Source organism: Kineococcus vitellinus (assembly GCF_009906315.1).
Classification (GTDB): Bacteria; Actinomycetota; Actinomycetes; order Actinomycetales; family Kineococcaceae; genus Kineococcus; species Kineococcus vitellinus.
This window is the reverse complement of the sequence record NZ_JAAALL010000055.1, coordinates 1-19469: the sequence shown is the minus strand read 5'-3', so window position 1 is coordinate 19469 and position 19469 is coordinate 1. Positions and strand designations below refer to the sequence as shown.

The following is a 19469-nucleotide window of genomic DNA, read 5'->3' as shown; positions in this document are numbered from 1 at the left end:
ACGCCAGGCTGCAGGGTGAGGGTGAGGCCGCCGTTGCGGCGTTGCCAGACGGGGATCTCACCGGGGTCGCGGTAGGGCAGGGAGGTCTGGGCGAAGACGCGGGCGAGGTAGCCGATGTCGGCGTGGGCCTGGTCCCACAGCTGGGCGGCCTCATCCAGCCAGGCGAGGTCATCGCGCGGCGGCCGACCGGCCTTGCGGGTCACGAGCGCGAAGCCTCCCAGGTCGCGGCGCGCCCGTCACGCACCCCGGTGGGTGTGTTGCCGCCCCCTAAGGCTGCCGACCCTGGTCATCGCAAGCCGAGTCACCAACCGCCCACCCACCGCCTCACCGACTGCTGCATCGCCTGACCCGCCCCCGAAGGCCGGCGGGCACCTGGCCGCGGCAATGACCCACGGCCGGGCATGTCGGGGCAGAACGGGCCACGGCCGTCGCATCAGGCGCTCACAGCGGCAGGTGAAGGGGCGCACGAGGCGCGGGGACGGGACGGCTGCTACCGGCTCGCTCGCGCCCGGCGGAGAAGAGCGGCGAGCCACCCCGTGAATGCTGTGGCCGCCGGCGCTGGACGGCAGGTGGCGGCCGCCTCGAGAGCTTGCGAGGTGTCCCCGGCAGCGATCCGTCCGAGCCGTGTTCAGCCGGGCCGGTGGCTGCCGCGGTTGGTCACCGGGCTCGGCTGGAGGGCTCGTGGAGGGGCGTAGCGAACACACCGGACGGCTGTACCAGAGGAGGCGAGAGCGGGTGGGTGAAGGAGCTGAAGCGGCGGACCGCCGAGTGCTCCCACCGTCCCGCCGGCCAGGCTTCGATGCAGCACTCGGAGCCGTCATTGAACCGGCGCTCCGACCGGCCGTCAGATCGGCAGGCGAGTCGGTGCACGGGTGCCGAGGCGGCGCCCACGAACGGCGGCGTGGTCGGCGGGCCAGCTCGCCTCGAGGCTGCTGTGTGGGCCGGCTCCGGGCGGCTCTTCAGCTGGTGCGGATGCTTGCTCCCGTTGGGCGGGACGGCTCGTCGATCACGGCGTGCACCCCGGGGTTCACGGCACTCGGAGGGGAGCGTGGGTCGGGTGGTGAGCGTGCTCGTGCAGGCATCGACTGCGTCCACAGGTGCCGGTGGAGGGCGGGTGTCGTCTACGTATTTCTGGCGCCGCGCGTGGTCGGCTGCTCGTGCGGGAGGGCACGTATTTTTGGCGCCGCCGCTACGTATTTTTGGCGCCGCGCCCGGTAGCATCGCTGCAGGTCAGGGCATCTTTGGGCGGGTCCCCCTGTAGCTCTTTCCCTGTAGTGATCTTTACCTGTAGTCGGCGGCGCGGGCTGTGGACGGTGCAGCACCAGGCGTGCGGGTGGTGCGCGGGCGGCGTGTGGGTGGCGTACGGACGACATGGCGTGGACGGCGTGGTTGAGGGCTCCGCCTGGTGCTGCACTCCGGCGGCGGAGACTCCGGACACCCCCTCGCACCGCCTACGAGCATGACCTCGTTGTGACGCGTGCACCGACCCGTGCACTGGCCCGCAGGACGCGTCGACGGGACGTCCGGTGCAGCGGCTTGGGTGGCGACTTCACACTGGTGGGTCGGCGGTGCCGTCGACGTGAGGTGGTCAGGAAGTGGGGTGTCGATCTGCTACGGCCGATGCTTCAAGAGATTGGCTGCGGCCCTGGATCCGCGACGGATCCAGCTAGCGATCACTCGTTGATCGCCAGCTGGATCGTCGGCTGGATCGGCCGGCGGGTACCGCCGTGCTCGGCGATGACTCGAGGTCGGTGACCACCGCGGCAGTAAGAGCCTGAACCAGGCTCAGGCGCGCACCTGCAAGCCCGTCAGACGCCAGTCGGTCTTGACCTCGCTGACGGTGTACCCGCGCTGGGTCAGCAGCGTCCACAGCTCCAGCAGCAACCCGTACTCCCAGTCCGGACGCGCCACGCGCTCGCTGGAGGTGGCCGAGCCGGGCATCGACGCATCCGGCTCGATGGAGTCACCGCCGAAGGAGGAACCGGCGCTGGCGACGTGCTCGACGCTGACGCTGATGCTCACTGCGCCGCCACCGGCGGGCAGCACCGACCAGCGGCGCTGAGCACGCCAGCCGTGCGTGACGCCCTGGTGGGGATCGAGGCCGTCGATGTGGCCGGCGACCAGCTGCTCGACGTCCTGGCGCAGCCGGCGCCGCTTCCACAGCAGGGCCAGGTGCTGAGCGCTCGCTCGAGGCGTGCGCAACAGCGCGGCCTGGCGCACACAGTCCATGGACACCGGCGACTCCCCCTGATGGATTGGCTGATGGTGGGCTCGAGGGTAGAGCTGCCCCGCGCCCCACGCGCGGCCTCCTGCGCCGGGCCTGGGCGTACGCCGCTCCTCGTGCGCACCCAGCGGACAGCGGCCCGTGTCTGGGCGGTGCTGGGAGCAGTCCTCGTGAGCAGTCCCCGTCAGCAGTTGCGGTGAGCGGCCTCGTGCGCCCGACCCCTCAACGGCCCCGGCCACCACGATCAGCCTGCCCACGACGACGTGAGCGCTGTTCCAGGTAGCGCGCGGCACTCGTCGGACTTGCCCGACGCCGGCGCGCCCAGCAGCAACCGTCGGCACGCTGAAGAGTCGACACTGAGCACATGAGCAGCACCACGTCGGACACCGGCGGTCCCGTCTTCCTGGGACTCGACCTGGCCTGGAGCTCCGGCTGGACCGGCCTGGCCGTCGTCGACGACACCGGCCGACTGATCGCCTCCGGACGCGCCCGCACCGACGAGCAGATCATCACCTGGATCGAGCAGCACACCGGGCAGCGGAGCGGGCAGCAAGCCCGGCGGGTGCTCGTCGCCGCCGTCGACGCACCGCTGATCGTGCCCAACGAGCGCGGACAGCGAGCGGCGGAAGCGCTCATCGGGCGCACCTTCGGCGGCTTCGGCGCCTCCGCCTACAGCAGCAACCGCACCCTGCTCGGCCCGCAGCCCCCACGCGCGCTGCGCCTGGCGCAGCACTTCGGGTGGGCGGTGGACCCCGCCACCCCCACCGGCGGGCAGCAGGGCGTGTGCCTGGAGGTCTACCCGCACCCGGCGATGATCGGGCTGTTCCAGCTGGGCTACCGGCTGGACTACAAGAAGGGCACCCAGGCGCGGCGGGTGCCCGGCTTCGCGCAGCTGGCCGGGCACCTGGAGTCCGTGGGGGTCCTGCGGTTGCGCGAGAGCCCACGGTGGCGGCAGCTGCGGCAGGTCATCGCCGCGCCCGAGGCCGGGGACCTGGATCGCATCGAGGACGAGCTGGATGCGGTCGTCTGCGCGCACCTGGCCTGGCTGTGGCAGCACCAGCGGGAGGCGCTACGCGTGTACGGCACCGCCACCGACGGCTACATCGTGGCTCCACCACCCCCAGCGCACCACCCGGTGCGTCCCGCACACCCGCTCACCGCAGGGGGTGCGAGCTCACCGGCCGAGATGTCACCGGCCGAGATGTCACCGGCCGGAACCGCCAACATGTTCGGTGATGAGGCCTCCGGCGAGCGGTCGAGCGTCCTCCACCGATGGGTCGCCGGCAGGCCGGCGGGCTTCGCCTCCAACCACGAGCAGCGGTGGCGGGCACGCGTGGCGGAAGCATTCACCGGCTGCACCCTGCCCGCCACCGCCCGCCTGCAGGTGCAGGCCGACTTCGTCCTGGCCGCCGCGCAGAGCGGAGCCAACGAGCCGGACCTGGACAACATGATCAAATCGAGCATCGACGCACTCGTCGACGTCATCGGCGAACGCCGTCTCACCGGTGGCGTGCGGCAGGCCGACGACGTGCGGGTGGACCGCATCATCGCCGGCAAACGCTTCGCCGGCGCCGCGGAGGAGCCAGGTGCTGACATCACCATCTCCGTCATCACCTGAGACATCACCTGATCCGCCACTCGTCAGCGCTCGGGCATCGCCACCGGGGCGGTGACAGCCGCCTCAGCTTCGGGGAGCAACACCGAGCCGTTGAAGCCTCGTCCGAGCCGGTCCGCCGCGGGGTGAGTGGGGCGCAGGTCACGGGGAGTCGTCTTGCCCAGGTCCATCGTTCCTGCGCTGCAAGCTTCCGGGGCCGGGAGGCAGATGGCTGACACGGGAGAGGGCTTGGGTGATGCTGCCTGAGTGAGCCGGGTCGATGAGGGGAGGATCGACCCGGCTCCCCCTGGCCGCGCCAGCACCGCATGTGAGCGCAGAACCATGAGGGATGTCACCGCGGCCGGTGGTCACGCAGCGCACGCCCCCGGTCGTCGGCCTAGGGCCAGCAGCCAGGACGTGCACGCCGATGCCTCTGCTTGCGCGGCCGAGTCGGATGTCCCTGCGCGCCCGTGTGCACCGCACCATCGAGCCGTAGCGCTCCATCGAGGCACAGTGCCCATGACAGGACTGGTGCGCTCCGGGAATGGCGCCGATGCCGTGCGCACCACCTGCACTGGATCATGCGTGCTTGGGCGCCCGAGCCAGCCAGCGCGCCAGGTAGCGCACTCGAGAGCACGCGCACGACTGATGCCGCGCGGGCTCAGCCGGCCAGGTGTGGGGGCAGGTGTGAGGGCAGGTGTGAGGGCGATCGGTATCGTGAGCGGGCAGAACGGATGGGAGCAGGCATTGAGCACGGCGAGCCCCGAGGGCAGGTCCACGCTGTCGGACGTGGCCACGCTGGCCGGGGTCTCGCTCGCCACGGCCTCCAAGGCGCTGCGGGGGCAGCCGCGGGTCGGTCCCGCCACCCGCGAGCGGGTGCTGCAGGCGGCGCAGCAGCTGGCCTACCAACCCAACCACGCGGCGCAGTCGCTGGTGCTGGGCCGCTCGCGCACCATCGGCCTGATCACCTCCGACCTGCAGGGACGCTTCTCCACCCCCATCCTCGTCGGCGCCGAGGACGCCCTCGGCCGCCACTCCACCTCGGTGCTGCTCTCCAACGCGCGCGGCGATGCGGACCTGGAGCGTGAGCACGTGCAGACGCTGCTCTCGCGCAACGTCGACGGGCTGATCGTGGTCAACGCCGAGACCAACCCGCGTCCCTCGCTGGCGCTGTCCTCACCGGTGCCGGTGGTGTACGCCTACGCCCCCTCCACGGATGCCGAGGACGCCTCCGTCACCTGCGACAACCGCGGCGCCGGCCGGCTGGCCGTGGAGCACCTGCTCGCCCTCGGACGGCGCAGGATCGCCCTCATCGGCGGCGCCCGCTCCTACGCGGCCTCGCGTGATCGTGCCGCCGGCGCGAGGCAGGCGCTGAAGGCGGCCGGGCTCGCGCCGTGCGGCAGCGTGCGCTTCGGCGACTGGAGCGAGGCGTGGGGCCGGCAGGCGATGCAGCACCTGCTGGAGGAGGACGCCGAAGTGGATGCGGTGGTGTGCCAGAGCGATCAGATCGCCCGCGGCTGCCTGGACGTGCTGCACTTCGCCGGGCGCCGAGTGCCCGAGGACGTCGCCGTGATCGGGCACGACAACTGGGACGTCATCGCCGAAGGCACTCAGCCGGGGCTGACGAGCATCGACAACGAGTGCGAGCAGATCGGCAGGCGGGCCGCGGCGATGCTGGTGGAGGCCATGGGCGGCGCCGCCCACCACGGCGTGGAGCTGGTGCCCTGTCGCCTGGTGCCGCGGGGCTCGACGGCTCCCGCCTGAACCGGCTCCCGCTTGGAGACGACACGAAGCTCCTACTGGGGCACGAAGCTTCGTGTCCCAGCAGGAGCCAGTGCCGGTATGGGAGCCTGGTGTGGGGTCAGGCGCTCGCCTGCTGCGCGGTGCGCTCGGCGCTGGCAGCGGCCAGGGCCGAGCGCACCTGCGGCTCCAGGCGCTCGTAGCGGCGGTAGGCAAGCATGACGGCGGCGCCGGCGACGAAGAAGATGGCCGGCAGCCAGGCGAAGCAGAACTGGATGGCGCTCAGGGCCGCGGCGCTCTGCTGCTGCCCGGCCCGGTAACCGGCGGCGCTCATGATCATGGAGGGGATGAAGCCGCCGAGGCCGGAGCCGATCTTGATGCAGAACGAGGAACCGATCGCGGTGAGGAAACCGGCCGCGCGCACGCCGTTCTTCCACTCGCCGTAGTCGACGGTGTCGGAGAGCATCGCGAACGGCATGGACACGGCGATGCCGGTGCCCAGGGAGGCGAGCGACCAGCAGACCGCCAGCGCCAGGTGGGAGGTGCCGGCGAAGGCCATGGCGGCCTGACCGGCGGCGGCGATGAGGAAGCCGACCTGCAGGACGCGGGTCTTGGGCAGCTTCTTGACCGCGAAGGGGATGAGGACCATGCCGAGGACCTGCAGCAGGACCAGGCCGTTGAGCACGGAGGCGAAGTTCTTGTCGCCCAGCTGGTACTCGGTGAAGTAGACCAGTACGGAGGTGCGGGTGGAGTTGCCCAGCCAGTACAGGATGAAGGCGGCCACTAGGATCACCCACGGCCAGTTGCTGCGCACGGCCTGCACGCTCTGCTTGATCGGCAGGGGCCGCTGGCGCTCGGTGTTGATCTCGCGGGTGCTGGCGAAGGCGTAGGCCAGCAGCAGCGCGCCGATGACGGCGATGAAGACGGCGGTCCAGCGCCAGCCGACGATGTCGTTGCCGCTGCCGAAGAAGGCCACCAGGGACAGGGCGAAGGTGGCGGGGACGAAGTAGCCGATGTTGCCGCCGACCATGCGGTAGCTGTTGAGCTTGATCCGCTCGCCGGAGTCGTTGCTGAGGTTGGGCAGGATGGAGGTGATGGGGGTGGAGATGCCGGTGTAGGCGATGCCGAAGAGCAGGTAGGTCACCAGCGCCCAGATGAACTTACCGCCGGCGCTGAGGTCCGGAGACCAGAACAGCATCACGAAGAAGACTGCGAAGAAAGGGGTGATCCACAGCCAGTAGGGGCGGCTCTGCCCCCAGCGGCTGCTGGTGCGGTCGATGATGAAGCCCCAGATCGGCGCGTCGAAGGCGTCGACGATGCGGGCGATGAGCAGGATCGTGCCGGCAGCTGCCAGCGAGATGCCGAAGACGTCGGTGTAGTAGTACAGGATAAAGGACGTCACCATGCAGTACAGCAGGTTGCCGGCGGTGTCGGTGCTGGCGTAGCCGAAGACTCTCGCCAGGGGCACTGCCCCGGCTGCGAGTCCTGTTCTGGTGCTCGTCCCTGTTCCGGCTTCCGCTCCTGTGCCGGCTGGTGCCGCCGCGTGGGGGCGGACCTGCTTGCCGGCCTGGTTGCTGCTCATGCCGTGCTGCTCCTTCGGGTCGGGCATGTGTCGGTGTGGCTGTCTCCGCAGCTGTCCTCGCCCAGCGCTCTTCGCTGCGGTGGTCCTCGCTGCAGCGGTCCTCGCCTGCCGCAGCGCGACCATGCGCTGTGCTGCGGCGGCGCGGTGCTCACTTCCGCGGTGTCGCGGGACTGGTGAGCGTGCGTTCTGCGGGGGCGGGGTTGGGGGAAGCGAGGCTGATGGAGGCGGGGATCGTGGAAGCGGTTCCAGTCGGATCGGTGGACCGTGGAGCGCTTGACGCGCTCTGGGTCGTCGACGCCGGGACGAAGGCGCCGTCGATCAGGTCGACGACCCGGGCGGGTTCCTGCAGCACCAGGTGGATCCCCCGCTGGTGGAAGTGGAACTCGCGGGGGTGGGGCGCGTAGCTGACGATGCGGTGACCGCGCTCGGTGCGCTCGATCGAGCCGTTGACCACCCGCAGCCGGCCGTCGGTGTCCTCGTAGAGGAAGGTCTTGCGCCCGAAGCCGCCCAGGTAGGCGACCAGTTCCTCACCCATGTCCCAATCCGGGCTGATTGAGTCGTCGGGGAAGAGGCGGGTGAAGATGCCGCCGTCCTTGGCGAAGGTGGACTGCCCGAAACGGTTGCGCGAGAGGTCGGGACGGTTCAGGTGCGGGCCGGCGATGCTGTAGGTGGAGGCCGCCTCGCCGGGGCCCAGCCGCAGGGCGGTGGCGGTGGCGGCGCTGTCGTAGCAGTACAGGACGGCCACGGTGGCGCGGTAGGCGGCCAGCAGGTAGCGGGTCTCGGGCAGCGCCTCGTACACCTTCAGCATCGCCGCCGCCGCCAGCCCGCCCCACAGGGAGTGGACCATGAAGGACAGCGCCTCCCACCAGCGGTCCGGGGCCTGGGCGCGGAAGTCGTTGGAGAAGCCGATGTTGGCCTCCAGCAGCTGCGCGTAGCGCTGGCCCTCCTGCAGCTTGCCGGCCGAGGTGAGCGCGCCGGCGGTGGGCCCGAAGCCGGCGTTGTCGTAGAAGTGCTCGGTGACCGCTCCGCTGCAGGTGGCGCTGTCGGCGGCGAGACGCTCGAGCACATCGGCCCACAGCGCGGCCAGGCCGGCGCGCCGTTCCTGCAGACCCTGCTCGTCCAGAGCCCTGAGCAGGTCGTCGACGTAGAGGAAGTACACACCCAGCATCCGCGACTCCTCCTTGCCGCGCTCGTCCTCGTGCAGTGCGGGGTTGACGCGCACCTCGAAGACGTCGGCGGCCCACTGCAGGTAGGTGCGGGCCGGGTGCTCGGCCAGGACGCCGTCCTCGAAGCGGGAGAGCAGGTAGAGCAGGTGGCCGATGTACTCGAAGTCCATGACGCGGTAGAAGTCGCCGTACAACCGGCGGGGGGTGCGGAAGTCGCCGTCGAGGAACCACTTGGGACGCACGTAGTGCACCACGCTCTGCTCGACCTTGCGCACCTGCTCCACGTCCGTGGTGCCCAGCAGGTTCTGGGCCAGCACCAGGGACAACTTGCCCAGCGACTCCCCCTGGTTGGAGACCGGGCGGAAGGCGTGCGGCGTCTGCCCGTGCGGGCCCTCGTAGAGCACGTCGGCGATGTGCTGCGAGCGCGCGGCCAGCAGCCGGTTCAGCGGGGCCATCACGTTGACGATGACCTGATCGGTGCTGGCGTCGTCGAAGGTGAGCAGGACCTGGTGCTCGCCGGGCTGCTCCGTGGGCACCTGCAGGAGGCTGCGGCCACCGGTGGCGCTCACCCCGCCGGTTCCGGCGTCGGCGCGCGCCCCGGTGTCCCCGCCATCCTCGGTGCCTTCGATGCCTTCGATGCCTTCGGTGCCTCCGGTGTCCTCGGTCAGGTAGCCGCTGACGTCCACCTCGTGCACGCGCTCGCCGTCGAAGCGGCGCACCAGCGCGCGGGTGAGGGTGCGCCCCTGGGGTGCCTGCACGCGCAGGCGCAACGCTTCCCCGAGCACCGTCAGCGGCTCGCTGTCGACGAGGGGGTGGCCCAGCCGGTGCGCCTGGGTCGCGAAGTCGGCGGGGTCGGCGTAGGGGGCGATGCGGTAGGTCCACACTCGCCGCTCCTCCGCGGCCAGCGTGAGCGCCTCGCGGGGGTAGATGAAGTCGCTGAGCGGCTCCTGGTCGGGCGGGTAGCCGCCGGCGAGGACGAGCTGGTGGAAGAGCATGCCGTCCAGGGAGGGCGAGGCGTTCTCGAAGAAGCGGTTGGTGTAGGCGCACCAGGTGCCCACCGACAGCGTCCGGCCGGTGCGCTGGTACACGCCCAGGTGCGGGGCGTCGCCGCTGCGCCGGTGCAGGGCCAGCTTGGTGTAGTCCGGCGAGATGGAGGGGAAGACGGCGACGGAGTGGTGCATGTTGCGCCGCACGTCGGCGTCGCGGAACATCACGTAGGCGAAAGGCGTCCACACCGCCAGCTGCTCGAGCACCACGGCCTGCTCGGTGGTGTTCTCCAGCGTGATCGTGAAGTCGAGGGCGTGCGGGTCGGCGCCGAGGTCGTAGCCGACCTGCAGGTGCGCACCGGGCAGCTCGTAGCTCACCTGGTGCGCCAGCGGCGCTGAGGAGTCCACGCCGCGCTGCACCCGGCCGCTGGTGAAGGCGCGCCCGCCGAGCACGGCGGTGAACTCGCCGAAGAGCTTGTCGGTCTCCTCGTAGCCGGCCTCGTGCAGGTAGCCGGGGTCGATGACCCAGTTGGCGCGGTGGGGGTCGGTGCGAGCGGTCAGCGAGACCAGCTGACCGGCAGCCGAGAAGGACGCCTCGAAGCCGGCGTTGACCTTGGTCGTCACTGACACGTGCACCACTCCGCTCCCGCGAGAAGGCTCAGCGTGCGAAAACGCTTTCGCACATCTCTACGGTAACACCACCAGACGCACCGCCGATCCGAGTCGTCCCTCCGCCCGGGGGGTGCGGCCAGAGGATGAGACCAAGGGGTGAGGGCAGGTGAGGCAGGCGCATGTCCGGCGCCCGGCCCTTCGATGGGAGCAGGGCTTCCCGTGTGCGCTGCCCCCTGCGACCAGCCGCGACCACCTGCGACCAGCCGCAACCAGGTGCGGCGACACAGGCCGCGCCACCTCAGGTCACACCGGCCCAGGTCACACCGGCCCAGGTCACACCGGCTCAGGTCACACCATTGACTGCGCGATGGGCACCACCACCGCCCGCATGCCCACCTCGTGCGCGAGCGTCAACTACCGCCCTCGCCTCGATGAAGCCCGCGATGAGCCGATGAGAAGCACCTGCAGAGGACTCTCCGTTCCTCGAGCACGGGAGCGAGCTCGTACAGGCAGCGCGGAGAGCAGGTGCATCCGCTGAGCAGCCCGGCGGTGCCGGGTGGCGGCGCTTCGCCTGCGCGCAGGCGAAGCGCCGGCCAGATCAGCTGCGATTGAGCGACCGGCCTGTCCTCAATCCGGATCAGCACCTCATCACCGTGTACGTCAGCGACTACGCGCCTCCAGGCGACGAAGAGGTGATGGAGGTCGTGATGCCGTCGACTCAGCTGGCCGGCGCCGCGTTCTGTCTACACCGCGGCCCCCTGCTCAGCGCACCGAAGTGACAACGGCCGCCGCCGATGAGGCCACCAGGCACGAGGCCGTCTCGAACGGAGCCGCCGCGAGCGAGAGCCGCATCGGGCACAAGCCCGCAACCAACGCTCGGCCGGCCATCGCACGCCTTTCCGGGTTGTGGATCGAAGTGGTCGCGGATCAGAGTGGGCGTAGATCGCAGTGGGCGAGGCTTCCCGTCGAGCACGCCCTCTGCTTCGGCGCCGGCCGGGGCGTCCAAGAGTCGACCTTCTGACCGCCTTCAAGCCGAGTTGCCGGTGGTGATGCGCTGCTGACGCAGCGGGGCGAGTTGGGCGATCAGCTCGAAGTCCTTGTCCAAGTGCAGCAACGTCACCTCGTGCTCGATAGCGGTGGCCGCCAGCAGCAGGTCCACCGGCCCGGGCGCGCGGTGCCAGCCGCGGTGCGTCAGTCGCTCCTGGAGGTCTTGAGCGCGGCGGCTGATGGCCTCATCCACCTCCAGCACCCTCATCGCCGCGCCGATGTCGGCGATCAGCTCCCGGTAGTCGCTGGCCGAGCGCGCCGAGAAGCCGATCTCCAGCACGCTGGGCCGGGCGATGCACAGCAGGTCCTCACGTAGCAGCCCGTTCAGCTGCGCCGCCACCGCCGGCTGGTGCCAGCGGGCGTAGGCGGACTTGTCGATCAGGAAGCTCACGCAGCGCCCTGAGCCCGCCCACCGGTGGCCCGCTCGCCCGCAGCCTGCTCACCAGCCGACTCGTCGACAACGGGGTCGCTGGTGGTCGGCTCGTGCGCCTCGTCCTGCTCGGGGCCTTCGAGGGCGGGGGCGGTGACCTCCTGGTGCCCGGCCGGCTTGGGGTGCTCCTGGAGCACGGTGGCGAAGTAGCCGCTCTGCCCGCGCGTGATGAGGCGCTCCACCGCAGCCCGGCGCTGGCCTTGGCGCAGGGCCAGCTGCAGCGCGGCCTCCACGGTCTCGCGCTTGGTGCGCGTGCCGGTGATCTGCGCGACCTGAGCCAGCAGGTCCTCGTCGATGTCGATGTGCGTCTTGCTCATGATCGGCTCCTCTCGCCCTCATGTACACGATAGCAACCAGTCATGTACATAGTCGCAAGGCTCCCTCAGCAGCTGCAGCGCTCACGAAGACGCTGACATCACTGCCGTCCACGGCGGGGCTGGCCGGCCGCCTGCGGGGCACGCGCGGCCGACGGCTTCTCAGCGGCGAGGCGGCAGGATGACCCGGTGAGCGCGTGCCAACCTCCCGACGCCGGTGCGGCGCCGCGCGCCGGAGGGTTGCCCGCCGGGCATCGCGCGGGAGATGCCCTGGTGCGGGCACTGGACCTGTCGGTGCGGCCGTTGGCCCGCCTGCCCCTGGCTCCGCCACCCAGTCCACCCAGTCCACCCGACTCGCCTGGTCCGCCCGGCCCATCCAGTTCGCCCATGGGCTCGCCATCCGGGTCACCGTCCGCATCGCTGCAGGCATCGCTGATGGCATCGGCGCAGCGGCCTGCTGCCGGGCCTTGCGAGCTCGCCGGGTGGAGCGTGCACCTGCACGAGGACGAGCAGAGCCCACCGGTGGGGCCACTGGGTGTGGCCGGTCAGCCGAGCACCAGGGCGTGGCACACCCTCACCCTGTGCCTGCGCGAGGACCCACAGGTGGCGAGCGCCCGCGCCGAGGCGCCCCGTACCCTGCACCTCATCCTCGACCGAGCGCCCGACCAGGACGCCGGTAGCGTGCTGGAGGCCGCCTTCGGGGATGCCACCTTGGCGCAAACCTTGATCACTGGTTCCACGCACGCCGGAGCGGACGTCAGCGCATCCTGGCAGCGGAGGACCTGGCAGCGGACGGTCTGGTACCGAACGTCCTGGGAGCGCATGGTGTGGCAGGCGTGGGCGATGGCCTCCCCGGCCGCCACGCTCGCCGACGCCTACCGCAGCAGAGTTCCATCAGCAGGGCTGGCCGCGGAACACCACGCCCGACTGGAGACGGTGCAAGCAGCGCTGCACGGCATCGACGAAGCCGTGATGAGCAGCTGCTCGCCACCTGGCGAGGCTCCCACCCCGGCCCCCTGGTGGAGGACCCCGCGGTGGACGGCGCTGCACTGCTGCCCTTCGCCCGGGCAGGTTGGAGCGCGCGGGAGCACCGGGCGCTGGCGCGGGCGCTCACCGACGCCCACGCGAACGCACACGCCGCCGCAGACGCGGTCGCAGCCACACACGATGTGGGCGCCGCCGTCGTGGCAGCGGTGACTGCCCACCCAGCTGCCCGGCCCATGCCGACACCGCCGCGGGCGCCGGTCGTGGAGCCAGGATGGGCTGAGGTGCCGAAGGCTGAGGCGCTGATCGCCGCCGCAGCAGGCTTGTCCGCGCAGGAGGTGCTCACCGCGATCGCCGCCGGCAGCTGGACCCCTGCTGTCGCGCGCGCCCTGGCCGCCTTGCGCCGTCCACCGCACTGAGGTGCACACCGAACCCCACGCCCCAGCGGCTGAGGGCTGGTTGAGTGCAGCGCCTTCGGATGCTCAATCGCCGGCTGGGCAGCCGACAGCGTGGCGCTCGGGCGTTCGAGGGATGAGACTCATCGCGCGTCCGGCGGTGTCACCGTTGGGTGAAACGACGCGCACCCGTAGCCGCGGATCACCCCAGGATGCGGGGAAGCTGCCGCGAGGGCGGGGTGGAGCTTCTGCGTATGACACCGAGCGCGCATCACACCGAGCGCGCATCACACCGAGCGCGCGTCAGCAGTCGGCGGCGGGCGCGTCGAGCGCGGTGCGGGGTGTCGTCCCCACCGGCAGGAAAAGCCTGGGCTCCGGGCGGTGCGCCGGAGGCCGACAGGGCCGGTGGGGAGGTCAGAGATGGATCGACAACTGGAGTGCCAATGGATTGCGTGCTGGTGGATCAGGAAGCGGTGCGGACGATGACGTGGTAGCGGTGCGCCAGCGCCTCACGCTCGACGGCGGTCAACCCGTCGCTGCCACGCAACGCCACCACCTCATCCTCAGCGGTGGGTCGCGCTTGGGATGCTCGTGGGGGTCGCTCGGCAGGAACGCCGTGACGGGTACCGGGCTCCAAGAGGAGATCGGGTGGGCGTTGGTGGCTCTGGTGCCGCTGATCGGCGGGATGGCCGAGGGAATGGCCGAGTGGGTGACCGGTGGTGGGTGTTCGGGGCATCGCGTTCTCCTCATCGCGTACTGGCTGCGGGCTGCGCGGGGTGCGCACCTTCCATGGAGCCACGCGCAGACTCGGCGCGCTACACGAGCGGCGCACTCGCGGTGACTGAGATGTGATCGAGACCCGCACGTGTCCACCGCTTGCCTGGTCCAGCTCGCTTGCTTCGTCCACCGCGACGGATTCGAACTGCCGTGCGAGCGCGAAGCGGCGACCCGCGCTGACCTCAACTTCACCCTGCTCGAGCAGTGCGCCCACCACCCGGGCCGCGTGCGTCGGCAGGTGGCGCCGTCGACCCAGCCGTCGCCAATGCGAACGGTGTCGATGACGGTGGTGTCCACACCGAGTAGGCATCTACCTCACCGAACGCCGCCCCGACCGCCGCCGCCCTGGAGGACGGTAGCGGCCTCAACAGAATGCACGACGCAACCAGGATGCCCCGAGCATTGTCTGCCGGTGGCGAAGATGAGGCAGGAGCAGCGAACGACCCTTGAGCCTGCGGGTCACAGGAGCTGTGTGCGGGGGTTGCGCAGCAGGGCCGCCTCCTGCGGTGAAGCGAGCGCCGCTGGAGACGACATCATCGCGCGTTGCCGGGTTCCACACGTCACCGCCCGCAGCGACAGCCTGTGGCATCGCCGCCACCGCGCCAGAGGATCCGGCCAGCGCGGAGGTGAGGGACACGTTGGGCATCGTGCTCGTGGCACCGCGCCGCGGGTGCCGCGGTGGCCGGCGGTGGCCGGGGAGCGCAGCCGCTGTTCGTAGTACTCGCTCAAGGTGGCGCCACTGCGGCGGTGGACGCGCTCGTCGGCACTCAGCGGGTTCTCACCTCGGAACCCGCTCGCAAGGACAGTGCCGACGCGTGCTGCAGTTCCGCACGCCTTGTCGGAGGAGTTCGCCGGTAGGGACGCTGCACGTCGGGTGGCGACGCTCGCTGAGCATCTCACGATGCATGGGTGGGTCGTCGTGGTGTCGCATGCTTCGAACCCTGGATCAAGAGGCTCGAGTGATCCTCACTGGTGACATCAACGGCTTGGAAGCGACCCGCACGATCACCTTCGCGTTGAAGGCGTGGCGTATGAGATCGACCTCAACGAGAACCACGCGGCAGCCATCGAGAAGTCCTTCCACGATTGGATCGAGACCGCCCCGCCGCATCAGCACCGCTCGCAGCGGCGGCAGGAGCACGAACACCTCACGCAGAAGCGGTACCGTCGGCGCGCAAGGCACCGGTCGTGACATGAACGCGGTACGTGCATGGCTGCGCCAGAACGACCACCAGGTCTCCGACCGCGGTCGCATCGCCCAAGAGCTGCTCGATGCCTATGACGCGGCCCGCTGAGCCTCACCGCTCATGCTTCAGCCAGCAGGCGCGACAGGCGCTCGACCTCCGCCGCGACCGCCCTGCGGGCGGGGGTGAGGTACTTGCGAGGGTCCACGACGGCTGGGTCGTTGCCGAGGACCTCGCGTACGGCCTGTGTGAACAAGCCGTTGAGGTGCGTGGAGATGTTGACCTTAGTCATGCCTGCGCGCACAGCGGCCGACAGCTGATCGTCCGGTACTCCCGAGGAGCCGTGCAGCACCAGGGGAACCGATACCGCGCCGGCCAGTGCGGCGATCAGGTCCAGGTCCAAGGTGGCCACCCGCTCGGTCATGGCGTGCGAGCTGCCGACGGCCACGGCGAGGCTGTCGATGCCGGTGGCCGTGACGAAGGCGGCCGCCTGGAGGGGATCGGTGCGCGCGCCCGGGGCGTGCACGCCGTCCTTGCCGCCGACCTCGCCCAGTTCCGCCTCGACGGGTACCGCGTGCTCGTGGCAGTGCTCGACGACCTCGCGGGTCAGGCGGACGTTCTGCGGATACGGCAGGCGGGATCCGTCGAACATGACGCTGTCCACGCCGGCGGCGACGGCTGCGCGCACGAGGTCGACGTCGTCGGCGTGATCGAGGTGGACCAGCGCCGGAACCGGAGCGTGGGCGGCGAGAGCGAGCGTGGCCAGCAGCAGCGGCTCCAGGCCACCGTGGTAGGCGACGCAGTTCTGGCTGATCTGCAGGATCACCGGGACACCGGCCCGGGTGGCGCCCTCGACGATGGCTTCGGCGTGCTCGAGCAGGACCACGTTGAAGGCGCCGACGCCGCGGTGCCCGGTACGGGCACCGGTCAGGACGGCGGTGGCGCGGGATCCAGAGAGGGCGGTCACGGTGAGCTCCGTTCTCAGCCGGCCGCGGGGCCGGCCAGTGGGCCTTCCAGCGGGTGCGTGGGCATGGGTGCGGGAATGGGTGCGGGGAGCGAGGAGGCCGGTGAGGTGCTGGGTGGGGTGGGCAAGCGCTCGGCGAGGGAAGACAGGTCCGCCAGGTCGATCTCGCCTGCGGACGGGCGCAGGACGGCAGCGGCGCCGAGCAGGCTCGCCCAGTGCAGCGCCACCGGCAGTGCGGCACCTCGGGCCCAGGCCACGGCGATCCCGGCGGTGGCGGCATCACCGGCGCCGGTGGGGTTGCCGGTGACGTCGGGCACCGCGCCTTGGTGCAGCCGCCGGCCGTGGCTGTCCACGGCGAGCAGACCGCCTCGGCCCTGGGAGAGGACGATGCTGCGTGCGCCTGCGTGCAGCAGCTGGGCGATGGCGGCATCGACCTGCTGCGCGCCGGTCGCCTGCAGCGCCTCCTCGGCGTTGGGCTTGAGCAGGTCCGCCCCGGCGGCGGCGGCCGCCAGCAGGGCCGGGCCGCTGACGTCGACGATGACGCGGGCGCCCGCTCCCCGACCAGCGGCGATGAGGTCGCTGATGCGGGCGGGCGCGGCGCCCGGTGGCAGTGAGCCGGAGATGACGAGGATGCCGCCGTCGTGGCAGGTGAGCCTGACGCGTTCGCACAGGCGTGCCCATGCCTCCTCGGGGACGTGTGGGCCCGGTTCGGCGAGGACGGTGGGGTGTTCGACGTCGTCCACGACCGTCACCGTGCTGCGCGTCTGCTCGGTGATCGGGATGCTGTGGGCGCTGATGCCCTCGGCGAGCAGCCGCGTGTGGATCCATTCGCCTGCCGCGCCTCCGAGCGGCTGCACAGCGGCCACCTCGATGCCGAGGGACCGCAGGACGCGGGCGACGTTGATCCCCTTGCCGCCGGCGCGGCGCAGGACCTCCAGCACGCGCACCGTGGAGCCGATGCGTTGCCGGCTCACCCGGTAGGTGATGTCGATGGCGGGGTTGGGTGTCAGCACCGTCACGTGAGCCGCGTGAGTCACGTGCCACCGCCCATGGGCGGTGGAGTCGGGGTGGTGTGGCCGCGGTGGAGCGGCGCGGGCGCCGAGGGCGCCGCATCCGCTGCGCCACCGCGGGCGGTGGGCCCGTCAGCGCGCCGATGCCTGCAGGTCACCGCAGACCTCCTCCAAGCGTTGCAGGGCCACCTCCTGCGGGAGGCATCCGTCCAGGCGTGCAGCGTGCAGGGCTGCGCCGATGTCCGGCGGGAAGCGCGGGGGACGCAGCTCGTACCCCCGCGTGCTCAGTCGCCGCTGCAGCTCCTCGAGCACCTCGGGGATCGAGAAGACGCCTCCGGAGTAGGAGACGGGCACCACCTCCTGCGCGGTGTAGCCCAGGCGGGTGCGGGTGGCCTGCACCAGCTGCGCCAACTGGGCTCCGGCGTGCACCAGCAGCTCCGCGGCGGCTGCGTCTCCCGCTCGCGCGGCCTCGACCAGCGGCCGGGACAAGGAGGCCACCTGGCGCCGGGAGCCGTGCCAGCGGTTGATGACGACGTCGACGAGGTCGAGGTCCAGCTGCAGCGCCAGGTGATCGCGCAGCACCTGCAGCAAGGGCCCGCTGGGCTGGCGGCCATCGCTCATCCGCGAGAACAGCTGCAGCGCGTGGACACCGAGCCAGTGCCCGGAACCTTCGTCACCGAAGACCTCGCCCCACCCCCCGGTGCGCGCCTGCACCTCGCCTCTGCGGCCGTAGGCGATCGATCCGGTGCCGGCCACGACGTGGATGCCGTCAGCTCCCGCCAGGGAGCCGGCCCAGCCGCACACCACGTCGTTGCCGCAGCGGTAGCGCTCGTGCCCGAGGACGGCGCGCGGGAGGTCGTCCAGCGCCGCGACGTCGGCGCTGACTTCGCCGTAGGCGGGTAGGCCGAAGAAGGCGGACGTCACCGCGGCCGGTGTGGTGCCCGACATGGCGCACACCAGCGGGACCCATTCGGCCAGGACGTCCTCGACGAGGCCGATGCCGCGCTCGGTGTCATCCAGGTAGTAGCAGCTGGGACCTTGCACCCGGGCCAGCAGCTGCCCGTCGTCGGTGATCAGGCACAGCGCCGTCTTGGTGCCGCCCCCGTCGACGCCCAGGTATCTCTTCACCGCTGCACCCGCGCGCCGCTCAACGGCCCAGCGATTGGCCCCGTCACCGGCCTCGTCACCGGCCTCGTCACCGGCCCGCTGAGGGGCAGCCCGGCCGCGGCGACAGCCGACTCGGGCACCGCCCCGGTGCCCACCCCGGTCACCGCCGCGTTCCGGCATCGTCCAGCGGGTGGATGCTGACGCCCCGCACCACGCGGTTGACGACTCCGCTGGGGAAGGGGTTGTCCGGGGTTCCCCCGTGGGCCAGGGCGAAGCGCAGGGCGAGCAGCTGGGCGATCACTGCGTAGGGAAGCGCGAGCAGGACGTCGGGCACCTGGTCGGCGCCGTCCAGGGTGATGGTGGCAGGGCCACCGCTGCCCACGACGAGCACGTGCTCAGCGCCGAGCGCGCTCTGCAGTTCGGTGACGATGTCGTCGTCGTAGCGCTGGGTGTAGGGGTCGCTGGAGCGGAAGACCACGGCGAGCGTGCCGGTCCGCAGCATCGACTTGGGACCGTGTCGAAAGCCCAGCGGGGTGTCGAAGAAGCTGAGCACCTCGCCCGCGGTCAGCTCCAGCAGCTTCAGCGCCGACTCGCGAGCCAGTCCGGCGAGCACCCCGCTGCCGAGGTAGACGACGCGCTCGTAGCCGCGTGCGGCCAGCGCGGAGAGCTGGTCGGCGCTGCAGAGGGCCTGCTCTCCGGCGTGCACCAGGTGTTCGAGGTGCTGCTCATCGCGTGGTGGGCGAGCATCCGGTGCCAGGGCCAGCCAGCCGGCCAGCAGCATCGAGGTGAAGCTGGAGGTCATCGCGAACCCCCGGTCGTTGGTCACCTCCGGCATGAGCAGCACGTGCGAGGCGGCGGACGTGGTGTGCTCGCGGGCGAGCCGGCCGTGGGGGTTGCAGGTCAGCACCAGGTGGTGCACCGAGCGCAGGCAGCGGTCGGCCAGCTCGGTGGCCGTCATGCTCTCGGGGCTGTCCCCCGAGCGCGCGAAGGAGACGAACAACGTCGGCAGGTCCTCGGCGAAGACCGCTCGCGGGTCGGCGACGACGTCCGTGGTGGCCACGGCGTCCACCCGCCGCCCCAGCGCACGGGTCAGGGCGGGAGCCAGGATGTCGCCGACGAACGCCGAGGTGCCCGCCCCGGAGAGGATGATCCGCAGCTGCGGCTGAGCCAGCAACGGCTCCAGGAACGCGCGCACCTGGCTCTCGCGGGTGCGTGAGTCGGACTGGACGTGGCGCCACACCTGAGGTTGCTGAGCGATCTCGCGCGCGGTGGCCTGGGCCTCGGCGGCCTGCAGCTGCTCCTCCTCGCCTGCGGGGAACCGCCGGGCGGAGTGCTGGTCGGGCAGGGTGGGGA

At 71.2% G+C, this 19469-nt stretch carries 14 protein-coding genes and 1 pseudogene; 5 read left to right on the top strand and 10 right to left on the bottom strand.

The genetic code is table 11. The features are described 5' to 3' along the window. Positions 1-203, bottom strand: a pseudogene (locus GTQ99_RS07340) (hypothetical protein); the annotation flags it as partial. Positions 204-1785: 1582 nt separating this feature from the next. After that, positions 1786-2235, bottom strand: coding sequence for a hypothetical protein (locus GTQ99_RS07335; RefSeq protein WP_166615090.1), 450 nt, complete (start codon positions 2233-2235; stop codon positions 1786-1788). Positions 2236-2588: 353 nt separating this feature from the next. Here GTQ99_RS07335 and GTQ99_RS07330 point away from each other — a divergent pair, with 353 nt between their 5' ends. Beyond that, on the top strand, positions 2589-3842 hold the full coding sequence (locus GTQ99_RS07330; protein WP_166615089.1) for a DUF429 domain-containing protein: 1254 nt from the start codon (positions 2589-2591) through the stop codon (positions 3840-3842). A 723-nt stretch (positions 3843-4565) separates the two neighbouring features. Further along, on the top strand, positions 4566-5582 hold the full coding sequence (locus GTQ99_RS07325) for a LacI family DNA-binding transcriptional regulator (RefSeq protein ID WP_240896952.1): 1017 nt from the start codon (positions 4566-4568) through the stop codon (positions 5580-5582). Positions 5583-5679: 97 nt separating this feature from the next. Here GTQ99_RS07325 and GTQ99_RS07320 read toward each other — a convergent pair whose 3' ends face one another. From GTQ99_RS07320 to GTQ99_RS07305, 4 genes are all read right to left on the bottom strand, one after another. Further along, complete coding sequence (locus GTQ99_RS07320; RefSeq protein WP_205706973.1) at positions 5680-7026, bottom strand: glycoside-pentoside-hexuronide (GPH):cation symporter; 1347 nt, start codon at positions 7024-7026, stop codon at positions 5680-5682. 262 nt (positions 7027-7288) lie between these two features. Continuing rightward, entirely contained in the window at positions 7289-9922 is a 2634-nt protein-coding gene (locus GTQ99_RS07315) for a hypothetical protein (RefSeq protein WP_166615086.1), read from the bottom strand. Between the two features lie 1009 nt (positions 9923-10931). Continuing rightward, positions 10932-11342: a PIN domain-containing protein gene (locus GTQ99_RS07310; protein WP_166615085.1), complete on the bottom strand. Its 411-nt coding sequence runs from the start codon at positions 11340-11342 to the stop codon at positions 10932-10934. Then, a complete protein-coding gene (locus GTQ99_RS07305; RefSeq protein ID WP_166615084.1) occupies positions 11339-11698 on the bottom strand; it encodes a type II toxin-antitoxin system VapB family antitoxin in 360 nt (119 codons plus the stop codon). The genes GTQ99_RS07310 and GTQ99_RS07305 overlap by 4 nt, the downstream gene beginning before the upstream one ends. 1031 nt (positions 11699-12729) lie before the next feature. Between GTQ99_RS07305 and GTQ99_RS07300 the strand changes: the two genes are divergently transcribed. From GTQ99_RS07300 to GTQ99_RS27485, 3 genes are all read left to right on the top strand, one after another. Next, positions 12730-13098, top strand: coding sequence for a hypothetical protein (locus GTQ99_RS07300; RefSeq protein WP_166615083.1), 369 nt, complete (start codon positions 12730-12732; stop codon positions 13096-13098). A gap of 1777 nt (positions 13099-14875) precedes the next feature. Continuing rightward, positions 14876-15043, top strand: a complete 168-nt coding sequence (locus GTQ99_RS24895) for a hypothetical protein (RefSeq protein ID WP_420814524.1) — start codon at positions 14876-14878, stop codon at positions 15041-15043. Between the two features lies 1 nt (position 15044). Then, positions 15045-15146, top strand: coding sequence for an Lsr2 family DNA-binding protein (locus tag GTQ99_RS27485; protein WP_420814523.1), 102 nt, complete (start codon positions 15045-15047; stop codon positions 15144-15146). 10 nt (positions 15147-15156) lie between these two features. Here the strand turns inward: GTQ99_RS27485 and GTQ99_RS07290 are convergent, their stop codons facing one another. The 4 genes from GTQ99_RS07290 to GTQ99_RS07275 form a co-directional block, all read right to left on the bottom strand. Then, complete coding sequence (locus GTQ99_RS07290) at positions 15157-16002, bottom strand: ketose-bisphosphate aldolase (protein ID WP_166615081.1); 846 nt, start codon at positions 16000-16002, stop codon at positions 15157-15159. 14 nt (positions 16003-16016) lie between these two features. Beyond that, positions 16017-17018 (bottom strand): hexose kinase, encoded by a 1002-nt coding sequence (locus GTQ99_RS07285; protein ID WP_166615080.1) that lies wholly within the window; start codon positions 17016-17018, stop codon positions 16017-16019. 123 nt (positions 17019-17141) lie between these two features. Then, complete coding sequence (locus GTQ99_RS07280) at positions 17142-18137, bottom strand: BadF/BadG/BcrA/BcrD ATPase family protein (protein WP_205706972.1); 996 nt, start codon at positions 18135-18137, stop codon at positions 17142-17144. 139 nt (positions 18138-18276) lie between these two features. Beyond that, entirely contained in the window at positions 18277-19461 is a 1185-nt protein-coding gene (locus GTQ99_RS07275; protein WP_420814525.1) for an SIS domain-containing protein, read from the bottom strand. Between the last annotated feature and the right edge of the window lie 8 nt (positions 19462-19469).

Excerpts from the sequence above, each read along its gene's own strand:
- GTQ99_RS07330 (WP_166615089.1), top strand. The coding sequence starts at position 2,589 with ATGAGCAGCACCACGTCGGACACCGGCGGTCCCGTCTTCCTGGGACTC.
- GTQ99_RS07305 (WP_166615084.1), bottom strand. The coding sequence starts at position 11,698 with ATGAGCAAGACGCACATCGACATCGACGAGGACCTGCTGGCTCAGGTC.
- GTQ99_RS27485 (WP_420814523.1), top strand. The coding sequence starts at position 15,045 with ATGAACGCGGTACGTGCATGGCTGCGCCAGAACGACCACCAGGTCTCC.